This is a genomic window from Streptomyces rubrogriseus, assembly GCF_027947575.1.
Lineage (GTDB): Bacteria > Actinomycetota > Actinomycetes > Streptomycetales > Streptomycetaceae > Streptomyces > Streptomyces rubrogriseus.
Genome location: NZ_CP116256.1, coordinates 7531870 through 7549400, shown reverse-complemented (window position 1 = coordinate 7549400; position 17531 = coordinate 7531870). Strand labels below are relative to the sequence as shown.

General features: G+C 73.6%; 12 protein-coding genes and 1 riboswitch. Of the genes, 5 read left to right on the top strand and 7 right to left on the bottom strand.

Features of this window, described 5'->3' with window-relative positions:
• Window positions 1-80: 80 nt before the first annotated feature.
• Window positions 81-1124 (bottom strand): C40 family peptidase, encoded by a 1044-nt coding sequence (locus Sru02f_RS33815; RefSeq protein ID WP_109034320.1) that lies wholly within the window; start codon window positions 1122-1124, stop codon window positions 81-83.
• A 307-nt stretch (window positions 1125-1431) separates the two neighbouring features.
• Between Sru02f_RS33815 and Sru02f_RS33810 the strand changes: the two genes are divergently transcribed.
• Window positions 1432-1785, top strand: coding sequence for a hypothetical protein (locus Sru02f_RS33810; protein ID WP_109034322.1), 354 nt, complete (start codon window positions 1432-1434; stop codon window positions 1783-1785).
• Here Sru02f_RS33810 and Sru02f_RS33805 read toward each other — a convergent pair.
• On the bottom strand, window positions 1763-2779 hold the full coding sequence (locus Sru02f_RS33805; RefSeq protein WP_109034324.1) for a tellurite resistance/C4-dicarboxylate transporter family protein: 1017 nt from the start codon (window positions 2777-2779) through the stop codon (window positions 1763-1765). The genes Sru02f_RS33810 and Sru02f_RS33805 overlap by 23 nt on opposite strands.
• 26 nt (window positions 2780-2805) lie before the next feature.
• On the bottom strand, window positions 2806-3999 hold the full coding sequence (locus tag Sru02f_RS33800; protein WP_109034325.1) for a C40 family peptidase: 1194 nt from the start codon (window positions 3997-3999) through the stop codon (window positions 2806-2808).
• A gap of 6 nt (window positions 4000-4005) precedes the next feature.
• Window positions 4006-4188: riboswitch (cyclic di-AMP (ydaO/yuaA leader) on the bottom strand.
• 254 nt (window positions 4189-4442) lie between these two features.
• Here Sru02f_RS33800 and pcrA point away from each other — a divergent pair.
• A complete protein-coding gene (gene pcrA / locus Sru02f_RS33795; protein WP_109034327.1) occupies window positions 4443-6938 on the top strand; it encodes a DNA helicase PcrA in 2496 nt (831 codons plus the stop codon).
• An 89-nt stretch (window positions 6939-7027) separates the two neighbouring features.
• Here pcrA and Sru02f_RS33790 read toward each other — a convergent pair whose 3' ends face one another.
• Window positions 7028-8740, bottom strand: a complete 1713-nt coding sequence (locus tag Sru02f_RS33790) for a M23 family metallopeptidase (protein WP_109034329.1) — start codon at window positions 8738-8740, stop codon at window positions 7028-7030.
• Between the two features lie 196 nt (window positions 8741-8936).
• A complete protein-coding gene (locus Sru02f_RS33785) occupies window positions 8937-9932 on the bottom strand; it encodes an esterase/lipase family protein (RefSeq protein ID WP_109034331.1) in 996 nt (331 codons plus the stop codon).
• Window positions 9933-10325: 393 nt separating this feature from the next.
• Between Sru02f_RS33785 and Sru02f_RS33780 the strand changes: the two genes are divergently transcribed.
• Entirely contained in the window at window positions 10326-10742 is a 417-nt protein-coding gene (locus Sru02f_RS33780) for a cobalamin B12-binding domain-containing protein (protein WP_003974171.1), read from the top strand.
• A 21-nt stretch (window positions 10743-10763) separates the two neighbouring features.
• Here the strand turns inward: Sru02f_RS33780 and Sru02f_RS33775 are convergent, their stop codons facing one another.
• Both Sru02f_RS33775 and Sru02f_RS33770 read right to left on the bottom strand, forming a co-directional pair.
• Window positions 10764-12578 (bottom strand): DUF5691 domain-containing protein, encoded by a 1815-nt coding sequence (locus Sru02f_RS33775; RefSeq protein ID WP_109034507.1) that lies wholly within the window; start codon window positions 12576-12578, stop codon window positions 10764-10766.
• 35 nt (window positions 12579-12613) lie between these two features.
• Window positions 12614-13753: a hypothetical protein gene (locus Sru02f_RS33770; protein ID WP_109034332.1), complete on the bottom strand. Its 1140-nt coding sequence runs from the start codon at window positions 13751-13753 to the stop codon at window positions 12614-12616.
• An 83-nt stretch (window positions 13754-13836) separates the two neighbouring features.
• On the opposite strand from Sru02f_RS33770, the gene Sru02f_RS33765 reads away from it, so the two are divergent.
• Together Sru02f_RS33765 and Sru02f_RS33760 are read left to right on the top strand one after the other, a co-directional pair.
• A complete protein-coding gene (locus Sru02f_RS33765; protein WP_109034334.1) occupies window positions 13837-14958 on the top strand; it encodes an ATP-binding protein in 1122 nt (373 codons plus the stop codon).
• 102 nt (window positions 14959-15060) lie between these two features.
• Window positions 15061-17508 carry a DUF5682 family protein gene (locus tag Sru02f_RS33760; protein ID WP_109034335.1) on the top strand — a complete coding sequence of 816 codons (2448 nt, stop codon included), beginning with the start codon at window positions 15061-15063 and terminating at the stop codon, window positions 17506-17508.
• Window positions 17509-17531: the final 23 nt, after the last annotated feature.

The window sequence follows — 17531 nt, the reverse complement described above, 5'->3', positions numbered from 1 at the left end:
CCTCCCCCCGGAGGTGTGTCGAGGCCGTCGGACTGTCGGCGTAGCTCTTGCCGCGGTTCCGGGCATCCCGGGTCGGAGGGTCACGCCACCCGCGCAGCCCCCGCGAAGGGCATCTCGTCGACCGGGGCGACGCGGACCGGGGCCGACGGGTTCGGGGCGTGGATCATCCGGCCGTCGCCGACGTAGATGCCGACGTGGCTGATGCCGGAGTAGAAGAAGACCAGGTCGCCCGGGAGGAGTTCGGACCGTGCGACGCGGCGGCCCGTGTCGATCTGGGCGTAGGTGGTGCGGGGGAGGGAGATGCCGGCGGCGCGGTAGGCGGCCTGGGTGAGGCCCGAGCAGTCGAAGGCGTTCGGGCCGGTCGCGCCCCACACGTAGGGGCTGCCGAGCTTCTGGTAGGCGTAGGCGACGGCCGCTGCCGCGCGGGAGTTGGGGGCCTGGGACGAGGGGGACAGGTCCTCCCGGGGGCCCGGCGCCGAGCGGGAGGCCCGGTCGCCGACGTCGGCGCGGTCCTCGGTGGTCAGCCGGGACAGCAGGCGGCGCGCCTTCTCCAGCTTGCCGGTGACGGTCTCGCGGTGACGTTTCAGCTCGGCCCGGCGCGACTTCAGCGAGGCCGCCTCGACGCGGGCGGCGCCGCGCAGTTGCTCGATGCCGCGGAGTTCCTTGCGTACGCGACCCACCTCGGCCTGCTGCCGGCTGCCCGCGCGCTCGGCCAACGCGGCGCCGTCGAGATACCGGTCCGGCTCGGAGGAGAGCGCCAGTTGCAGGGCCGGGTCGAGGCCGCCGCTGCGGTACTGCGCGGCCGCGACCGAACCCAGCGCCTCCCGCGCCGAGTTCAGCCGGTCCTCCTTGCGGGCGGCCTCGTCGCGCAGGTCCTCCAGGCGCCGTTCGGCGGCGTCCGCCTTCTCCTTCGCGCCGTTGTACTTCTCCGTGGCCACCTCGGCCTCCTGGTAGAGCTTGTCCACCTTGGCCCTGACCTGCGCCGCCGTCGGCTGCGGATCGGCGTGCACGGTCGTCCCGCCCAGGCCCGTCGCGGTGGCCGCACCCGCGAGGGTGATCGTGGCCGCCGTACGGGCTCTGCCGCCGCCCTTCGCGCGCTGTCGCGGCCTGCGGTGCGTTCCCACCTGCGATCCACGTCCTTCCGTACGACTCGACTCCGGCGGCGCCGGGTCGGCTCCGGTCCGTTCCGGCTGCCTGGGCCAGGACGCTAGGCGCGTCGGTAACGGTCCGGTGACGGGATGCACGGAAGTGGCGGCAGGGGATCGGGCGGCGACCGCATGTGATCGGCAAGCCCTCCGAGGCCCGGCGGCTTCACGCGGGGTGATGACCGATATGCCGGACCGGGGGCGGGTGGGGGACGTGAGCTGTTATGGGAGTGCCGGGGCGGGCCGGTGTCCGGGCGTGTCGGCCCCCTCATTAGGCTCCGGCCTCATGGACGTACTCATCCACCTCTTCGTCGGCCTGCACATCATCGGTATCGCCTCGCTCCTCGGGGGCTTCCTGACCCAGATGAAGGCGATGGGCCAGGGCGCGGCCCGGTTCACCCCCGCGATGCTGCACGGCGCGCTGACGATGCTGGTCACCGGTGCCGTCCTGGTCGGTCTCAACCAGGCCCAGGACTACTCCGTCGACAACGTCAAGATCGGCGTGAAGCTCGCCGTACTGATCGTGATCCTCGGCCTGGTCTACGTGAAGCGCGACGAGGAGAAGGTGGAGAAGCCGCTGTTCGGCCTGGTGGGCGGGCTGACCCTGGTGAACGTCTTCATCGCGGTGCTGTGGACCTGACCGCCGCCCCGGAGCCCGCTGCCGCGGACCGCAGCCCGGAGCGGGCCCGGAGGACCGCTCCCGTCGCGACCGCCAGCCATCCGGCCACCGCGATCCACAGCAGCGCCCGGCCGGGCGCGTCCAGCCACGGGACGTCGACGGCGGCGGCCACCGACAGGGTCGCCGCAGCCGTCATGCCGAGCGGGAAGACGGTCGACCAGCGGCGCACGTCGTAGCGCAGACGGGGCCAGGCGATCTCGGCGGCCAGGAGCACGGCGTACCAGGCGAGGTCGAGCGTGAGCAGCAAGACGGTCACGTCGTGCAGGACGGCCTGGTCGTCGGCGTTCCACAGGTACATGCCGGTCCCGGCCGCCGCGAGCAGCTTGGCACCGGCGAGCGCGGAGATGGCGAGCGCGCCGCCCGCCACCCAGTGGTCCCCGGAACCCCGGGCCACCTGCCGCAGGTCGAAGCGGAACAGCGCGATCAGGTAGAGCACGATCCCCAGCCAGAACGGCACCAGCGCCGCGTGCGCCAGCCACGGCGTCGAGGTGGCCGCGGCCAGTGTGGCGGCGAGCACGGTGAGCCCCTCCGTGGCCACGCAGCCCAGGAACACCGCCCCCGGCATCCGCCGCCCCCAGTGCTGCACCACCAGGAACAGCAGCCACGGCCACAGCAGGGCCGCGAGCGCCAGCAGCACCGCCGCCAGGAGCGTCCAGCCGAGCAGCGAGAACCGCGTGCCGAGCACGGTCGTCGCGGCGACGGCGGTGAGCGCCCCCGGCGTCCCCGCCCGCTTCACCCACTGGGCGTGATCGGCCAGCAGCAGGTAGACGAAGTTCGCCGCCAGTATCAGCCAGGCGGCGCAGGCCAGGGCGAGGGCGATCCGCGACAGGACCTCGCGGCCCGTCAGATGCAGGGCGACCGACACGATGCCGGTCGCCATCACCGCGGCCCCGGCCGCCGGTGGACGCTGCGCCCACCAGGTGCGCAGCGCGGAGGGATGGGTGGCCGATGACATGCGCCCGATGCTAAGTACCTCGCCGATCAGGCCGGGCGCACCACGCTGTAGATCGAGGACTCGCCGTCGTAGAAGATCGACTCCTCGCGGACGTACGCGCCCGGCTTCGGGGCGTGGATCATCATGCCGTCGCCGATGTACAGGCCGACGTGGCTGATGTCGTCGTAGAAGAAGACCAGGTCACCGGGTTGTGCCTGGGAGACGGAGACGGTCGTGCCGACGTTGACCTGGTCGTAGGTGACGCGCGGCAGTGTCACGCCGGCGGCCTTCCAGGCGGCCTGGGTGAGGCCCGAGCAGTCGTAGGAGCCGGGGCCCGTGGCGCCCCAGACGTACGGCTTGCCGATCTGGGCGCGGGCGAAGGCGATCGCCTTCTCGGCCTTGGTGCCGGTCGAGGTGCCCGGTGTCGACGAGCCGGAGTCCGACGAACCGGTGCCGTCGGAGGTCCCCGAGGACCCGGAGCCGCTCTCCTGCTGCCGGGCGGCCTCCTCCCGGCGCTCGCGCTCGGCCTCCTCGTGCGCCGCCTGCTGCTTCGCCAGCTCGGCGGCCTTGCGGGCGGCCTCCTGCTGCTTCTGCTTCTCGATCGCCGCCAGCCGGGCCTTCTCCTCGGCGGTCAGCTCCGAGAGCAGCTCCCGCGCGGTGGCGAGTTTCCTCTGGACGGTCGACTTGGCCGTCTTGAGGTCCTTCTGCGAGTCGGTGAGCGTCTCGAGGCTCTCGGTGGCCTCCCGGCGCTTCTTCATCGTCTCGGACTGCTGTGTGACGTAGTCGTCGACGGCGGTCTTCTGCCGGCCGGTGAGCCGGTTCATCAGCTGGTTCTGGTCGAAGTAGTCCTGCGGCGAGTCCGCGAGCAGCAGCGTCGCGGTCTCCGGGACCGAGGCGCCCGTGCGGTACTGGGCGGAGGCGAAGGAACCCAGCTCCTCGCGCGCGTCGTTGAGCTTCTGGGTGCGCCGGGCGACGTCGTCGAGGAGGGTGTCGACCTTCTTGCGCTGTTTGGTGGTCTTCTCCTTGGCCGCGTTGTACTTCTCGGTCGCCGACCCGGCCTGGCGGTAGAGGTCGTCGACCTTCTTCTCGACCTCTTCGAGGGTCGGCCGGTCGTCCGACGGCGTGGCGTTCGCCGTCTGGGACAGCAGGGCGACGGACGTGAGGGCCGCGGTGGCGAGGGCCGGGGTCCGTATGCCCGCGACGCGGGGGCCGGTGGGACGCGACTTGCGGTGCGACGCCAAGGAGGCGACTCCTTCCAGTGCTCCGCCTACCGGGTTAGCTGTCGGGTTCGGGCGGTGTGATGCGGAAGGGTTGCCCTACGGCGAGTCCGTCCCTCATGGAGGGCGGTGTCGCCGATTCACCCCAAAGTTCTCGGTTGGGTCCCCGGCTCCGGCTGCCGTGCGGCGTACCGGACTCGGCGGAGGCCGCGCGGCCCGGCGAGGTTCGCCGGAGGGGGTCGAGCGGCCTGCCCCGCACCGTAGCCAACTCGTGTGGCCGCTGTGAAGGTTGGTGGGTGATATGCCCGATACATTTTCGTGACCTTCTGCTCGGGTGTCTCCGGGCCGGTCGCGGGCGTCACTCTTCGTGGTTCCGCTGGTCGCGGGGCGTGTCCGCGCCGGGAGGCGGTGGGCATTTTCCGGGGTGGCACCGGGTTGTCGGTGGGGCGCCCTAGACTCGGAGAGCGATGAGCAGCCTCTTTGACGACAACTTCCTGGCGAGCCTCCAGACCCCCCGCGGTCACGAGGAGGAACCCCCGCCGCCGCCCGAGGACGATCACGGACCGGAGCCGGTTCCGCACGATCTGTTCGGCGGGAAGTTCGACGCGCCCCCGCAGCGGGACACCCACTACCGGGACGGCGCCCCGCGCCCCGCCCTGGACGCCGCGGCCCTCCTGGAGGGGCTGAACGAGAACCAGCGGGCCGCCGTCGTCCACTCCGGCTCCCCGCTGCTCATCGTGGCCGGTGCCGGCTCCGGCAAGACCCGCGTGCTCACCCACCGCATCGCCCACCTGCTGGCCGAGCGGAACGTCCACCCGGGCCAGATCCTGGCGATCACCTTCACCAACAAGGCCGCGGGCGAGATGAAGGAGCGCGTCGAGCAGCTCGTCGGCCCGCGCGCCAACGCGATGTGGGTGATGACCTTCCACAGCGCGTGCGTGCGCATCCTGCGCCGCGAGTCGAAGAAGCTCGGCTTCACCTCGTCGTTCTCGATCTACGACGCCGCCGACTCCAAGCGGCTCATGGCGCTGGTCTGCCGCGACCTGGACTTGGACCCCAAGCGCTTCCCGCCGAAGTCCTTCAGCGCGAAGATCAGCAACCTGAAGAACGAGCTGATCGACGAGGAGGACTTCGCCGCCCAGGCGGCCGACGGCTTCGAGAAGACCCTCGCCCAGGCCTACGCCATGTACCAGTCGCGGCTGCGCGAGGCGAACGCCCTCGACTTCGACGACCTGATCATGACGACGGTCAATCTGCTGCGCGCTTTCCCGGACGTCGCCGAGCACTACCGCCGCCGCTTCCGGCACGTCCTGGTCGACGAGTACCAGGACACCAACCACGCGCAGTACGCCCTGGTGCGCGAGCTGGTCGGCGTGCCCTCGGAGCACCCCGTCGACGTGCCGCCGGAGGCCGAGGTGCCGCCGGCCGAGCTGTGTGTGGTGGGCGACGCCGACCAGTCGATCTACGCCTTCCGCGGCGCCACCATCCGCAACATCCTCCAGTTCGAGGAGGACTACCCGGACGCGACGACGATCCTGCTCGAGCAGAACTACCGCTCCACCCAGACCATCCTCAGCGCCGCCAACGCGGTCATCGAGCGCAACGAGTCCCGCCGCCCCAAGAACCTGTGGACCAACCAGGGCAGCGGCGCCCGGATCACCGGGTACGTCGCCGACACCGAGCACGACGAGGCGCAGTTCGTCGCCGACGAGATAGACCGCCTCACCGACGCGGGCGAGGCCAAGGCCGGGGACGTCGCCGTCTTCTACCGGACCAACGCCCAGTCCCGTGTCTTCGAAGAGGTCTTCATCCGCACCGGCCTGCCCTACAAGGTCGTCGGCGGCGTCCGCTTCTACGAGCGCAAGGAGGTCCGGGACGTCCTGGCCTACCTGCGGGTGCTGGCCAACCCGGAGGACTCGGTGCCGCTGCGCCGCATCCTCAACGTCCCCAAGCGCGGCATCGGCGACCGCGCGGAGGCGATGATCGACGCCCTCTCCCAGCGCGAGAAGATCAGCTTCCCGCAGGCGCTGAGGCGCGTCGACGAGGCGTACGGGATGGCCGCGCGCTCCGCGAACGCCGTCAAGCGGTTCAACACGCTCATGGAGGACCTCCGTACGATCGTCGAGTCCGGCGCCGGACCGGCGACCGTCCTGGAGGCGATCCTCGAACGCACCGGGTACCTCGCCGAGTTGCAGGCCTCCACCGACCCCCAGGACGAGACCCGCATCGAGAACCTCCAGGAACTCGCGGCCGTCGCCCTGGAGTTCGAGCAGGAGCGGGCCGAGGGCGAGGAGGCCGGGACGCTGGCCGACTTCCTGGAGAAGGTCGCGCTCGTCGCGGACTCCGACCAGATCCCGGACGAGGAGGACGGCGACGGCGTCGTCACCCTGATGACCCTGCACACCGCCAAGGGCCTGGAGTTCCCGGTCGTCTTCCTCACCGGCATGGAGGACGGCGTCTTCCCGCACATGCGCGCCCTCGGCCAGGCCAAGGAGCTGGAGGAGGAGCGGCGCCTCGCCTACGTCGGCATCACGCGCGCACGTGAGCGGCTGTACCTGACCCGGTCGACGCTGCGCAGCGCCTGGGGCCAGCCGTCGTACAACCCGCCCTCGCGGTTCCTGGAGGAGATCCCGGCCCCGCACCTGGAATGGAAGCGGACCGGGGCGAACGGTCCCGCGCCTTCCGCTCCGGTCTCGGGCGTGGCGGCCTCGCTGTCGTCGTCCCGGTCGAGGTCCCGGTCCTCGGCGTCGGGTGCGTCCGGCTTCGCCACGGGGAGGTCGGCCGGTGCCGAGCAGCCCACGGTCTCGCTGGCGGTCGGCGACCGCGTCACGCACGACCAGTTCGGGCTCGGCACGGTGGTCGGCGTCAAGGGCACCGGGTCGAACGCCGAGGCGACGATCGACTTCGGGGACACCAAGCCGAAGCGGCTGCTGCTGCGGTACGCGCCGGTGGAGAAGCTCTAGCGGCCCGGCGCGGGGCGGCCCGGTGTGGACGGCGGGCCCGGGCGTCGGCCCGGGCCCGGCCCGGCTCGGGCTGCCGAGACGTTACGGCGTCACGTCGGGCTGATGCCGTGGCTGCGCAGCCAGGGAAGCGGGTCGATCGACGAACCGCCCGCGGGACGCACCTCGAAGTGCAGGTGCGGACCGGTGGAGTTGCCCGAGTTGCCGGAGAACGCGATCGCGTCGCCCGCCTTCACGGTCGTACCGGAGGGGACCTGGTAGCTGGAGAGGTGGCAGTACCACGTCTCCGTGCCGTCCTTCGCGGTCACGATCATCATGTTGCCGTAGGCGCTGTTGTACTGCGTCCGCACGGTGCCGTCGGTCGCCGCCATCACCTTCGTCCCGTACGACACGGGGAAGTCGATGCCGGTGTGGACGGACATCCAGTTGATGCCGGCCTGACCGTAGTACGCGCTGAGGCCGTGCTGCTCCACCGGGAGCGCGAACTTGGGGCGCAGTCGTTCCTTGCGGGCCGCTTCCTGCGCCGCCCGCTTCTTCTCGGCGTCCTGCTGGGCCTTGAGGTCGATGCGCTCCTGCGTCCGGCTGGCCCGGTCGGCGAAGTCGTCGGCCCCGGCGGCCAGGCTGGTGAGCTGGGTGTCCAGCTTGTTGTTGGCGGCGGACGGTTTCACCGGCGCGGCCTCGGCGTTGCCCGGGTCCGGCGCGGACGCCGCGGTCTCCGTGCCCTCGTCGCCGGTCAGGCTGCCGACGGAGGCGGCCGCGATACCGGCGACGCTCATCACGCAGGCCGACGGCACGGCGATGGTGAGCAGTGCGGAGCGCTTGGCGGGCTGGCGGCGGCGGGAGCGCGACCCGGCGCGGGAGCCGGTGCGGGCGGCCGGGATCCGCGCGGCCGACGTGACCTCCTCCTGGTCGTCCAGCAGGGCGGTCACGGCGGGGAGTTCGCCCGTGGCGGCCAACTCGTCCCCGTACGGGGAGGATTCGGTGCCCTCGACCGACGGCGCGGCGTCCGGGGCGACGTCGTCCGGTACGGGGTGCCCCGCCGGTCGGTCCGGATCCTCGGCCGTGCCGGTGACCGCGGCGTCCGCGTTCCACTGCGTGGCGTCGTAGGCGCCGGTGTCCACCGGCCCGCCCGCGAACGCGCCGGTGTGGAAGGTGCCGGTCGTGAAGCCACTGGTCTCGAAGGCGCCGGCCGGGAAGGCGTTTGTGTCGAACGCGCGGGTGTCGAAGGCGCCGGTGTCGGTCGTGCCCGTTTCGAAGGCGCCGGTTTCGAAGGCGCCGGTGTCGAAGGTGCCCGTTTCGCAGGTCTGCGTGCCCCAGTCCCACTGCTGGGTCGCGTCGGCCGGAGCGGCGGAGTGGTCGGCACCGGTCCAGGCGCCGGTGTCCCACTGCCCGGTCCCCTCTGCGCCCGTGGCCTGCGGCGACACGGAGCCGGGATGCTGGTAACCGGCCGTCCACGTCGTCGTGTCGTAGGCGCCGGTGTCGAAGGCGGCGTGGTGCTGGGCCGCGTACGCGTCGTAGTGCGGGGACTGCTCGCCGCCGGTGGACCACTGGGTGGTGTCGTACGAACCCGTCGCCTCGGGGCTCCCCGCGTAGTGGCCCGGCATGCTGCCGAAGAGGGGGTCCGCGTCGAAGGCGGAGCCGTCGGCACCGCCGGTGGCGAAACCGGCGGAGGCGTCGCCGCCGCCGTACGTGGTGAGGTTGCCGTACTGGGCTTCCCCCGTGCCGTACGACGCGTAGTGCGCCGAAGCGGCGTCGGAAGCCGAAGCCGGGGCGGTCCTTGGCCCCGACGGGTGACGGTCGTTCACCAACTTCTCTTTCGCCTCGACAACAGGGGCTGCCAGAGCAGTGCGGCGACTGTACCCGGCGGTATACGGGCACGACAATCTTCGTCAGGTTTCGCGAGCGAAGGAAACGGGCAATCGGCCGTGTTTTGGGGGACGGCGGGCACGGGTTTGGCTTTGTGTTCGAGAATTGTTCGAGTCCGAACGGGTTGCTTCGTTCTCAGGCGACGGTCAGCCCGCCGGATCGTTTGCCCGGTTCCACGTCTGTTTGCCCGGTTGTCTCCGGTCCGACGGCGTCGAGGGCCTGCCGGATCCCGGTGGCCACGGCGGGGTGCACGGGCAGGGCGAGGTGGCCGATGCCGCTCACCCGTACGTTCTGCACGCTCAGGTCGGGGTGGTCGAGGCAGGCCGTCTCCAGCGGGTCCATCACGCGGTCCAGGTCGCTCCAGAAGCTGACGAACCGGGTGCGGCAGCCGGGTGCCGGGCGGGTCAGCTCCTCGATCACGGCCGATCCGGGGCGCATCTGGCGCACGATCGGGTGCGCGTTCGCCAGCGGGACCACCTTGGTGCCGGTGTGCGGGGTACCGAGCGTCACCAGCGTGCGCACGCGGAGGTCTCCGCCGAGACGCTGCACGTAGTAGCGCGCGATCAGCCCGCCCAGGCTGTGCCCGACGACATCGACCCTCTCGCTGCCGGTCCGCTCGCAGATCTCCTCGATGTGCCGTCCGAGCAGCTCGGCCGCGGTACGGATGTCGCAGGTCAGGGGGGAGTAGTTCAGCGACTCGATCTCGTGCCTGCCGTGCTGGGCCAGGCTGCGGCGCAGCAGCAGGAAGACCGAGCGGTTGTCGATGAAGCCGTGCAGCAGGACGACCGGGGGGCTGGCCGGGGCCGGGAGCCTCGGGGGCGGAGGCGACGGCTGCGGGTCCTGGGCGCCCGTCGGGCGCAGGGCCTGGGCCGGGTGGCGCTCCTGGATGATCCCGGAGGGGTAGAGGAGGAGGTGCCCGGCGAGGATCGCGGCCTCCAGGGCGCTGGCCTTGAGCAGGGTCAGGGAGAGGCCGGTCAGCCGGCCCGGGAGGCTTGCCAGCTCCGGCAGTCCTGGGACCGCGGGGAGCCCTGGAAGGCTGGGAAGCCCTTGCAGACCGGGGAGTCCCGGGAGCCCGGGCAGGAGACGCTGGAAGAGCGGGAGAAGGGGCAGTGCTGCCGTGGTGACCTTCATGGGCCGACCTCCTGTCGGCACGCAGGGACGCCTCTGTCCCCCGTGTGCCCTCGTGGAGCGCCGTGACACCAGTGACTGGTGCTGTTTGCGAGGTTTATGCCTACCCGTGATACGGCATGCCGTATCAGAGACCGGTGCGTCTGATGAGGTCGGAGTGGCTCACGGCTCCCCGTGCGCGTGTTGCCGCGGCGCCCTGGGGTGGCGCCCGGCGAACGTGTCCCACCGTGTGATTTCCCCCTCTGTATCCACCGCGAAACTGCCGGTTGCGGGATGCTGGCGATAACGTTCGTTCACTTCCCCCGGACGCTGTGGTGCGGGGATCCGCGCCGCGAGGACGTGAAGTGTGCGGTACTTGTCGGTACGGATGGATGTAGTCGCTTCATGGAGGCAGTGATGGGTGTGGCAGCCGGTCCGATCCGCGTGGTGGTGGCCAAGCCGGGGCTCGACGGCCACGATCGCGGGGCCAAGGTGATCGCGCGGGCCCTGCGTGACGCCGGTATGGAGGTGATCTACACCGGGCTCCACCAGACGCCCGAGCAGATCGTCGACACCGCGATCCAGGAGGACGCCGACGCGATCGGGCTGTCCATCCTCTCCGGTGCGCACAACACGCTCTTCGCCGCCGTGATCGAGCTGCTCCGGGAGCGGGACGCCGCGGACATCCTGGTCTTCGGCGGCGGGATCATCCCCGAGGCGGACATCGCCCCGCTGAAGGAGAAGGGCGTCGCGGAGATCTTCACGCCCGGCGCCACCACGGCATCCATCGTGGACTGGGTCCGGGCGAACGTGCGGGAACCCGCGGGAGCGTAGGCCTCGGTCACAGGGCGGGGCTCACGGCCCCGCCCCGAGTTCCGCGGCCATCGCCGCGCGCAGGCGCAACGTGGTGACGAGCCGCTGGAACGCCTCCGCCCAGTACCCGCCGGCCCCCGGCGACGCGTCCTCCGGCTCGTCCGGTATCGCCAGCAGGCCGTCGAGCCGGCCCGCCTCCGAGGGGTCGAGGCAGCGTTCGGCCAGGCCCATGACGCCGCTGAAGCTCCAGGGGTAGCTCCCGGCGTCCCGGGCGATGTTGAGCGCGTCGACCACCGCCCGGCCCAGCGGCGTCGCCCACGGCACCCCGCACATGCCGAGCAGCTGGAACGCCTCGGACAGCCCGTGCGTCGCGATGAACCCGGCGACCCACTCGGCCCGTTCACCGGCGCCCAGCGTGCCGAGCAGTTTGGCCCGCTCGGCCAGCGAGACCGCGCCCGGACCGCCCGCCTCCGGTGCCGTGGGCGCGCCGAGCAGTGCCCTCGCCCACACGCCGTCGCGCTGTCGTACGGCCGCGCGGCACCAGGCCGCGTGCAGTTCGTTCCGCCAGCCGTCGGACACCGGCAGGGCGACGATCTCCTCGGCCGTGCGTCCCGCCAGCCGGGCCGGCCAGGTGGACAGCGGGGCCGCCTCCACCAACTGGCCGAACCACCACGAGCGTTCGCCCCGCCCGGCCGGCGGCTTGGCCACCACGCCGTCCCGCTCCATACCCGCGTCGCACTCGTGCGGCGCCTCGACGGCGATCGCCGGCGGGGCGAGGGTGCGGTCGAGGGACACGCACGTCGCGGCCCGCGCCGCCATCCGCGCGGCCAGCGCCGAGTGCGGCAGCGCGGACAGCAACTCCGCCGCCGTGGCCCGTACGTTGCGGCTGCGGTCGGCCAGCGCCTGCTCCAGGAACGGCTCGTCCGCCGCCTCCAGCCCGGTCCGCAGCGAGTCGAGGAACATCAGCCGGTCCTCGGCCCGCTCGGTCGCCCAGGTCGACGCCAGCAGTTCGCGGGCGCGGGCCGGGTCGCGGGCGCGCAGGGACGCCAGGAGGGTGACCCGTTCGGCGAACAGGCCCTCGTTCCAGAGCGCGCGCACCCGCTCCGTGGCATCGGAGCCCGGGAGCGCGGTCCCTCCGCCGGGCGTCGCGCGCAGGGCGAACCGCCAGTCCGGATTCAGCCGGGCCAGCCACAGGGCGCGGGGCCCCGCGAACCTCAGCGCCGCGGGCCGCAGGTCCGTACGGCCCCGGGCCGCGTCCAGCAGCGCGGGAAGCGCCTGGGGCGGTGCCGCGAAACCGCGGGCGTTCGCCGTCGCCAGCCACTGGGGCAGCAGTTCCATCAGATCGGGAGCGCTGCCTTTGCGGCCACCGCCCGCCGCGCCGGGGCGGTCGGTGAGCAGCGCCGTGAGCCGGCGGGCGGCGGCGGGCGGCAGCGGCGGGCGGGGGTCCTCGGGCGCGGGCTCGGGGCGCCGGGCCGCGCGGGCCGGTCGCAGTCCGGCGCGGCGGCGGACGGTCTCCGCGGCCGCCGCGTCCAGCAACGCGGCCGCGGCCCCGGGACCGCGCCCGTCACCCGATGGCGGACGCCGGTCCGTACCCAGCAGCGCCGAGGTGACCAGTTCCTCCCACACACCGGGACCGGGTGCGGTACCCGGTCCGAGACCGGGATCGGGTCCGGTGGTGGCGGTTGCCCGGGGAGCGGCGCCGGGTTCGGCGTCGATCGGGGGACCGGTGGCCGACCCGGGGGCCGTGGGGTGCGTCGGCGCGGTGGCCGGCGGGGAGAACCCGGGCTCGGCGGTCGGCCCGGGCACGGTGGCCGGCGCCGGTGCGGACGGGTCTGCCGGTGCGGGCGTCCTGGTCATGTCGTTCGCCTCCGATTCGTAACGCTCGGGACGGGTCAGCACAGCGGCACCGCGGGACCCGGCCCGGCCGGCCAGGCCGTCAGCGGCGTGAAGCCCCGGTGGCCGCACTCACCGAAGACCGTGACCGGCGCACCGCCCGCCAGCGCGACCAGGCGCCACAGACCCGGTCCGTTCCCCCCGGCCCCGGCGAGCGGCAGCGCCGTGTCCCCGTCGGCGTCCGCCAGTTGCCAGCCGTCGCCGTCCGGTACGGGGACCACCCGCTCCAGGGTCACCGGCACCGAGTCCAGCCACGGGTCGTCGCGGAGGGCCTCGCCGTACCGGACGGCCGCCTGCGACGTCGTCACCCCGGGCGGGCGTGTCCGCGCGGGTTCGGGCGGTGCGAACCGGCGGCCGAGGGCCGCCCGTTGTTGCCCCGTACCCGGATACGCGGAGATCTCGGCGTCCAGCGCCGCCCCCACCGGCAGCGTCAGCTCGGGTGCCCGGCCCGCGGCGCCGTAGGAGAGGAGCAGCGCCGTGCGGTCGGACTCCTTGCCGTACAGCCAGATGCGACGGGTCGTCAGCCGGGCGTCCGCGGTGTCGTACTGGGCGAGGACCAGCCAGTGGTCCCGCACCGGAGGTCCGTCCGCGGACGTGGGCAGGCCCACGCGTGAACGGACCGTCGCCGCCAGGCCGTCCGGCAGCCGCTCGCGGCCCAGCCAGCCACGGTCGAGCAGGTGGAGCAGGGCGCACTCCTCGAGCAGCCGCACCGGCCAGCCCGGACCCGACGACGGTATGGCGCCCAGCTCCCGCACGCGCGAGGCCAGCCCCGGCGCCTGCGCGTCGACCATGCGGGCCGCCGTCTCCTCCCACAGCCCGTAACCCGCCTGTTCGGCGCCGGCCAGGCCGGTGCGCAGGAGGTCCGCGAGCCGCTGCTCCAGCTCCGTCGCACCGGCGGTGACCCGCTCGGCCCGCCGCTCCGCCCGGCGCCGCGCCGCCTCGGGATCGGACGTGGCCGCGGGGGCGGACGCACCCGCGGTCCCCTCCTCCGCGCACCCGCGCCCACCCTCCCCGCCCGGCCCTCGCACTGCTGTCCCCACATCGCCCCCTCGTCCCGGCCCCCCACCCCGGCGCACCCCGTGCCGAGCCATGCCATCGAAGGTAGATCCCCCCACTGACAATGGCCCGTGCGTGATCATTTGCGCAGGTCAGAGCGATTGTCAGTGGCGTGGTGCACCGTGGAGGGCAGATCGGACCGGCCTAGCTGGAGGGGGAATCAGCCATGCCTGCATTCGTCGAACGGACGCCCGGGGCCGAAGTGCCGCGACAGGTGTTGCGGCCGCACGCGGAGCACGCGTTCGCGGCCGAACTGGCCTCGCTGGCCGGGCAGGACGACCGTCCGCGTCCGGCCCGCTGGAAGCTGTCGCCGTGGGCCGTCGCCACCTATCTGCTCGGCGGCACCCTGCCCGACGGCACGGTGATCACCCCGAAGTACGTGGGCCCGCGCCGCGTCGTCGAGGTCGCCGTCACCACGCTCGCCACCGACCGCGCCCTGCTCCTGCTCGGCGTGCCCGGCACCGCGAAGACCTGGGTGTCCGAGCACCTCGCCGCGGCCGTCAGCGGCGACTCGACCCTGCTGGTGCAGGGCACGGCCGGCACTCCCGAGGAAGCGATCCGCTACGGCTGGAACTACGCGCGGCTCCTCGCCCACGGCCCCGGCCGGGACGCCCTCGTGCCCAGCCCGGTCATGCGGGCCATGACGGAGGGCGCGACCGTCCGGGTCGAGGAGCTGACCCGCATCCCGGCCGACGTGCAGGACTCCCTGATCACGCTCCTGTCGGAGAAGACCCTGCCGATACCGGAGCTCGGCGAGGAGGTGCAGGCGGTGCACGGCTTCAACCTGATCGCCACCGCCAACGACCGCGACCGCGGGGTCAACGACCTGTCCAGCGCCCTGCGCCGCCGCTTCAACACCGTCGTGCTGCCGCTGCCGGAGAGCGCCGAGGCCGAGGTCGACATCGTCACGCGCCGCGTCGACCAGATCGGCCGCTCCCTCGACCTGCCGTCGGCGCCCGACGGCACCGACGAGATCCGGCGCGTGGTCACCGTCTTCCGCGAGCTGCGCGACGGGCTGACCAGCGACGGCCGTACGAAGGTCAAGTCGCCCAGCGGCACGCTGTCCACGGCCGAGGCCATCTCCGTCGTCACCGGAGGTCTCGCGCTGTCCGCCCACTTCGGCGACGGGGTGCTGCGGCCCGGCGACCTCGCCGCCGGGATCCTCGGCGCGGTCGTCCGCGACCCGGGCACCGACCGCGTCGTCTGGCAGGAGTACCTCGAGACGGTCGTGCGCGAGCGCGAGGGCTGGCAGGACTTCTACCGGGCCTGCCGGGAGGTGACCGCGTGAACGGCACGGGGGTGCGGACGCGAGGCCGGGCGGAGGCGGCGGTGGCCCGCACCACGGGGGACGACGGGGACTCGAGCTGGAGCCGCAGGCGAGGGGGACGGTGTGACGGGCACTGACCGGGCCGGGGGCGGCGGTCCGGGTGGGCAGGGCGGCGCCGGTGAGCCCGGAGGTCGGCCGCTGCTGCTCGGGGTACGCCACCACGGGCCGGGGTCGGCCCGGGCGGTGCGGGCCGCGCTGGAGGCGACCCGGCCGGGGGTCGTGCTGATCGAGGGACCTCCGGAGGCCGACGCCCTGATCCCGCTGGCCGCCGACGAGGACATGCGGCCGCCGGTCGCGCTCCTCGCCCACGCCGTGGACGAGCCGGGCCGCTCGGCCTTCTGGCCGCTGGCCGAGTTCTCCCCGGAGTGGGTGGCCGTCCGCTGGGCCCTGGAGCACGACGTCCCGGCCCGCTTCATCGACCTCCCGGCCACGCACACGCTGGCGTGGCGGGCGGCGGACGGCTACGCGGACGTCGATGCGGACGGCCAGGCGGACGACCAGGGCCCGCCGGGCCGACCCGGTACCGCACCCGCCGATGTCCGCCGCGATCCGCTCGCCGCCCTCGCCGCGGCCGCCGGGCACGACGACCCCGAGCGCTGGTGGGAGGACGTGATCGAGCACCGGGGCCGGGGAGCGGGGGACGCGCTCGCACCGTTCACTGCGCTGGAGGAGGCCATGACGGCGCTGCGCGAGACAGAGGTGGACGGCGGGGCGGAGGGCGGGGAGGGCCGCGAGGGGGGTGACGGTGACGTACGGGACCTGGTGCGGGAGGCCCACATGCGGCTTCAGGTCCGGGCGGCGCGCCGGGAGTTCGCCGAGGGCGTGGCCGTGGTCTGCGGGGCGTGGCACGTGCCCGCGCTGCGCCGCAAGGCCACCGTCGCCGCCGACCGGGCCCTGCTGAAGGGGCTGCCCAGGACCAAGGTGGACATGACCTGGGTGCCCTGGACCTATCGCAGACTGTCCCGGGCGGGTGGGTACGGGGCGGGGATCGAGTCACCCGGCTGGTACGGGCACCTGTTCGCCGCGGTCGACCGGCCCGTCGAGCGCTGGCTGACCAAGGTGGCCGGTCTGCTGCGGGCGGAGGACAGGATCGTCTCCCCGGCCCACGTCATCGAGGCCACGCGGCTGGCCGAAACGCTCGCGGTGATCCGCGGACGCCCGCTGCCCGGGCTGACCGAGGCGACGGACGCGGTGCGGGCGGTGATGTGCGACGGCTCGGACGTGCCGCTGGCGCTGGTGCACGACCGCCTGGTGGTCGGGGACGTGCTGGGGGAGGTGCCCGTGGGGGCGCCCGCGGTGCCGCTGCAGCGGGACCTCACCCGGGCCCAGCGGCGGCTGCGGCTGCGGCCCGAGGCGCCGGAGCGGGAGCTGGAGCTGGACCTGCGCAAGGAGACCGACGCCGGGCGCAGCAGACTGCTGCACCGGCTGCGGCTGCTCGGCGTCGGCTGGGGCGAGCCGGTCGCGTCGCGCAGCACGGGCACGTTCCGGGAGACCTGGCGGCTGCGGTGGGAGCCGGAGCTGTCGGTGCGGGTGGCCGAGGCCGGGGTGTGGGGCACGACCGTGCTGTCCGCCGCGACCGCCAGGGCCCAGGCGGACGCCGTCAGCGCACGGGGCCTCGCCGAGGTCACCGCGCTCGCCGAACGCTGCCTGCTGGCCGAACTGCCGGACGCGCTCGCGCCGGTGATGCGGATACTCGCCGACCGGGCCGCGCTCGACACGGACGTCGGCCACCTCGCCCAGGCGCTGCCCGCTCTCGTCCGCTCGTTGCGCTACGGCGACGTGCGCGGCACGGACACCGGCGCCCTGGCGGAGGTCGCCGAGGGGCTCGCCGAGCGCGTCTTCGTGGGCCTGCCCGCGGCCTGCGCCGCACTGGACGCCGACGCGGCCGAGGAGATGCGCCGGCACGTGGACGCCGTGCACACGGCCGTGGGCCTGCTCGGTGACGCCCCCGCGCCGGGCCGCGGCGACCTGCACCCCCGCTGGCGAGCCGTGCTGCACACCCTTTCCGCGCGGGACACGGTGCCCGGCGTCGTCCGCGGGCGGGCCGTACGGCTCCTGCTGGACGACGGCGAGCTGGCGCCGGACGAGGCGGCCCGGCTCATGGGCCTGGTGCTGTCCCCGGGGACGCCACCGGCGGACGCAGCGGCCTGGATCGAGGGCTTCGTCGGCGGCGGCTCGGGCGGCGGCCTGCTCCTCCTGCACGACGAGCGGCTGCTGGCCCTGGTCGACGCCTGGCTGACCGGCGTGCCCGCCGACGCGTTCACGGACGTACTGCCCCTGCTGCGCCGTACGTTCTCCGCCTACGAGCCGGGAGTGCGCCGCGGCCTCGGCGAGCTGGTCAGACGCGGGCCGGAGGCGCGGGGGAGGGTGACGACGGCCGGTTCCGGCGTACCGGGTTTCGCGGCGGGCCTCGACCCCGCGCGGGCCGACGCGGTGCTGCCGGTGGTCCGGCTGCTGCTGGGCCGGCACCCGGCGCCGGACGACAACGACCTGGTGGGGGCGGACACATGACCGGAGACAGGACGGGAGACAAG

Coding starts and splice junctions, on each gene's coding strand:
- Sru02f_RS33775 (WP_109034507.1), bottom strand. CDS start 12,578: ATGACCAGGACGCCCGCACCGGCAGACCCGTCCGCACCGGCGCCGGCC.
- Sru02f_RS33765 (WP_109034334.1), top strand. CDS start 13,837: ATGCCTGCATTCGTCGAACGGACGCCCGGGGCCGAAGTGCCGCGACAG.
- Sru02f_RS33770 (WP_109034332.1), bottom strand. CDS start 13,753: ATGATCACGCACGGGCCATTGTCAGTGGGGGGATCTACCTTCGATGGC.
- pcrA (WP_109034327.1), top strand. CDS start 4,443: ATGAGCAGCCTCTTTGACGACAACTTCCTGGCGAGCCTCCAGACCCCC.
- Sru02f_RS33780 (WP_003974171.1), top strand. CDS start 10,326: ATGGGTGTGGCAGCCGGTCCGATCCGCGTGGTGGTGGCCAAGCCGGGG.
- Sru02f_RS33810 (WP_109034322.1), top strand. CDS start 1,432: ATGGACGTACTCATCCACCTCTTCGTCGGCCTGCACATCATCGGTATC.
- Sru02f_RS33805 (WP_109034324.1), bottom strand. CDS start 2,779: ATGTCATCGGCCACCCATCCCTCCGCGCTGCGCACCTGGTGGGCGCAG.
- Sru02f_RS33785 (WP_109034331.1), bottom strand. CDS start 9,932: ATGAAGGTCACCACGGCAGCACTGCCCCTTCTCCCGCTCTTCCAGCGT.